Below are 3,443 nucleotides of genomic sequence, written 5' to 3'. Positions count from 1 at the left end.
CGCTTACTAGCCCATCTTTAAAATTTACGTGCGCGTAATTCACACTTAGGCTTTTATGCTCCTTCGCACGCCCCTTAAATACGCGCCCGATCGCCCACATCATCGGATCGCGATAGCCCTTTTCGGCGCGAATTTTATCCGCAAAAGCTCGCAGCTCGCTTAGGCTTTTAATCTCTTTCATATTTAATCCTTAATCGCAAAATTGCGCGGGAGTATAGCTAAATTTAATTTAAAAGGAATCAAATTTTGCCAAATCGATTCTCCAGCCATAAAATGCTTTTACTCGTAAATATCCACTTTTTCCTCTTCGTTAGCTATTTTTAAATATTGCTCAGCGAACCCACGCATTATCGTTGCGAATCTAGTAAAACCCTCCGCATCAAGGGCTTCAGCTTTTTCTTGATTATGCTTAGCAAGCTCTCTCTCTTCCCGCCCGTAACCCGTAAGTAAAAGTATGTATTCCGCGTCGATTAAAAAGCGTGAGCGTGAATTCGGAGCGTATTTTATCGGCATCTCTAGCATCTAAAATATCGGCCACGGCTTTATGGATCCAAAGTCCGCCCGGATCGGCAGGCGCATAAGTTAAAATTTGTCCAATATAGTGCCTAGCAACTCCTATATGCCCCGTCTCTTCGGTAATCCTTTTGGCCTCCTTGATCCACTCTTTAAATGCATTTTCGTCAAATTTTCCATCTTCTTTAACTCCCGGACAAAGTTTCCATTCATATAAAATATCGTAGGCATTTTGGGCCAGATAGCGTTTATTCTCATCTATTTCTTTAGTATCGTCGCTTTTGTCATGTTTGGACCGAAAGGCAAGGGCAATCATATCGGCAAAGAATTGCGGATCAGAAGCGAGTTTTTTCTCGATTGCGGTATAGGATTTTTCTCTTGAAAATCTTTTTAACCAAGGAAAGAAATTAAATTCGATTTTAAGTAGCACGTCTTGATCTATGGTTTTTGATTTTTGAAGGCGATTAATTAGCTCAACTACATCATAGGCCACATAGCTATAGTCGGTAAGTTCTTGCTTACCGCTTTTACTATCAAGGACCGAGATAAGCGAACGAACCGCTAAGGCTTCATTAATTTCGGCTTTATTTGCCTTGTGAGCAGCGCAGATAACGGCCACACCTTCGCGCCCATACGTAAGCAATTTTTCGGTTGCTTCATTCAGATTGCCGTCTGATTCATAGGGATTAACTTTAACGTTTTTCCAGTACAGATCCTCGCTATTTTCTCCTAAATACTTAGAAACCGCTTTCCATATCTCTTCATTGAAAGGTAAAAGCAACAGAAATTTAGCGCGTTGCTCTAAAGACCAATCTTTTTGCATGATCATATCAACCCAATTAATGCCGATTTTATAAAATTTAGTCCGTGCGTATCCACTTAAAACCTGCTTTTCAACTTCATCATTTGAATCAAGAAAGGTTGGCAATAGCTTATTTTCAATCAAATCGTATTCTATCTCGCCCAAAGCTCGACCTACATCGAGCGGCGAAGCTACTTTTTTGGCAAAATTTATGCAACTCATCAAACCCCCGCTATCCAAAATTTCTTTTATGGCGGAATTGCGTTTTTTAAAGAGCCTTTCTATCTGCATATCGCGGTCACCATCTCCGTCCAACAACTCAAAAACTACGCCATTAAATAAATAACGATATTTTATTTCCGGCGAAGATGGCGCAAGACTATCGGCTATGTTTTTGATTTTGCGAAGTTCTTGTTCGGGTAATGCCCAGTTAGTATCAGAAAATTTTCTATGACAACGCACAATCCCATCAAGTTTTTCCCAAACCAAATAGCGCTTTTCTTCGGGCAAATTTATTATACTATCCGACAAGCAATAATCAAGAATAAAATCGTATGCATTTTTGGGCAAATTTGAAAGTCTTTCTATAAGCTCAATAAATTTATCCACGTCTTCTTTTGCTAAATCAATCATAAGCTCGGATAAGGCAGCAATTTGCTCCAAATATTCATTTCGAAATATACCATCCTTCCAATCTAGCGGGATAAAATCTCTCCAAATAGGGCGGCAAGTTCCGATTGTGGCTTGGCAACCTTGCGGAAGCAACTCTAGCAGCAAGGACCACCCAATTTTAAGTTGATTTTTTATCACAGCTTTGATCGCCGCTTTTCTTTTATCAAATTTTGCGGCAGTTTGCACATGCCAAGGTAAGAATATATTCACAAGCGATCTTATAGGACGATTTGCCCAAGATCCGCCGGGATCAATAGAGGCAAGATCCGCCAAGATAACCGCTACTCTTGATAAATAATTAGGAGACCATGCCAGCTCTTCAAGAGCCCAAAGTAAACCGCACATGTAATTACGGCCCTCTATTCCACTTCCTTCTTGTTCAAATAGTTTATGAAAAGGAGAATTCGAAATATCAGCCAATGACGACCCTACAGCATCAAGAAATTCGCTGGGCGCGGCTTCTGCTAAAAGCGGTAAGTAGTAATCTATGCTCGCCCATCGCTCCCAATCCGCTCCATCAAGCAATGTGCGCACAATAAAATTTACAGTGTTTAAAGCTTCATTGCAAGAGCAGTTACTAAGCGCTTTAGGGCGACTACCCATCAAAGCAAGCGTTTGAGAAATTCCTTTTCTAATATTTTGCGAATAGTTTAATTGTTTTCCATAAATACTAGCGGCACATCGTTCTTCCTTTGGTAGATCAAGCGCCGGATCTCTTTCTTCTAAAGATGAAATCGCCATATTCTTAAAACGGGCTAGATCGTCATTCGAGATCATACCTCCAAGGACGTCCCATGCCTCATCACAAGAAATAACCTTCCATTTTCCCTCTATCAAAATAAGTGGAGAGTCTAAACGTAGAGCGTCGGCTCTAAATTTTTCCATCCATTCTTTATAACTTTTGCCGACAAATTCTTCTATAGCTTGAATGTCCGCTTTATTTTCTTCATCCCATCGACCTATTAAACAGGCTTTTGCCAATTCGCGAGCAGTATTTCGTTTCGCATACGACGGCGCAGCGACTCCTACGAGATACCTCATAAGTGCAGACAGCCTCCTATTTCCTATTTTAGCAAATTCCTCTGCAAGAGCATCTGGGAACTGCGCTTTCGTCAGTATCTCTTTGATCTGATATGATGGAGGACTTTTAAGGTCTATAACATCGTCATTACCAATTGATGGGGCATCGCAAAACGGCGCGATCACTCCATGCCCTTTTTCTATGGCTAACGCAAGTAAATTTTGTTGTTCATCATCCAAGCCTAGCCTTGGGCTAGCAACCAATACATGTGATCGTCGCAACTCGGATATTGCTTGCCATGTATCTTTATCTTTTATAAAAAGACACCTATCTGCATATTTTTGTGCCTTTTCTTTTTCAAGCGTCATAAGGTAGGCCGCCACAAAATCATCTACATCGTTTTCGCTCTCAGCAATAATAAAAAGTTTTTTAGCT

Annotated in this window: 2 protein-coding genes; both read right to left on the bottom strand. The window is 40.7% G+C overall.

Annotated elements, in window-relative coordinates; genetic code table 11:
- Positions 1 to 181, bottom strand: a 181-nt coding sequence (locus Q0614_RS07945; RefSeq protein WP_298787860.1) for a tetrahydrodipicolinate N-succinyltransferase N-terminal domain-containing protein, incomplete at its 3' end; no start/stop codon positions are given.
- 228 nt (positions 182 to 409) lie between these two features.
- Positions 410 to 3,443, bottom strand: a 3,034-nt coding sequence (locus tag Q0614_RS07940) for a hypothetical protein (RefSeq protein WP_298787858.1), incomplete at its 5' end; no start/stop codon positions are given.

Source organism: uncultured Campylobacter sp. (assembly GCF_937997595.1).
Lineage (GTDB): Bacteria > Campylobacterota > Campylobacteria > Campylobacterales > Campylobacteraceae > Campylobacter_B.
This window is presented reverse-complemented; position numbering and strand designations above follow the sequence as displayed.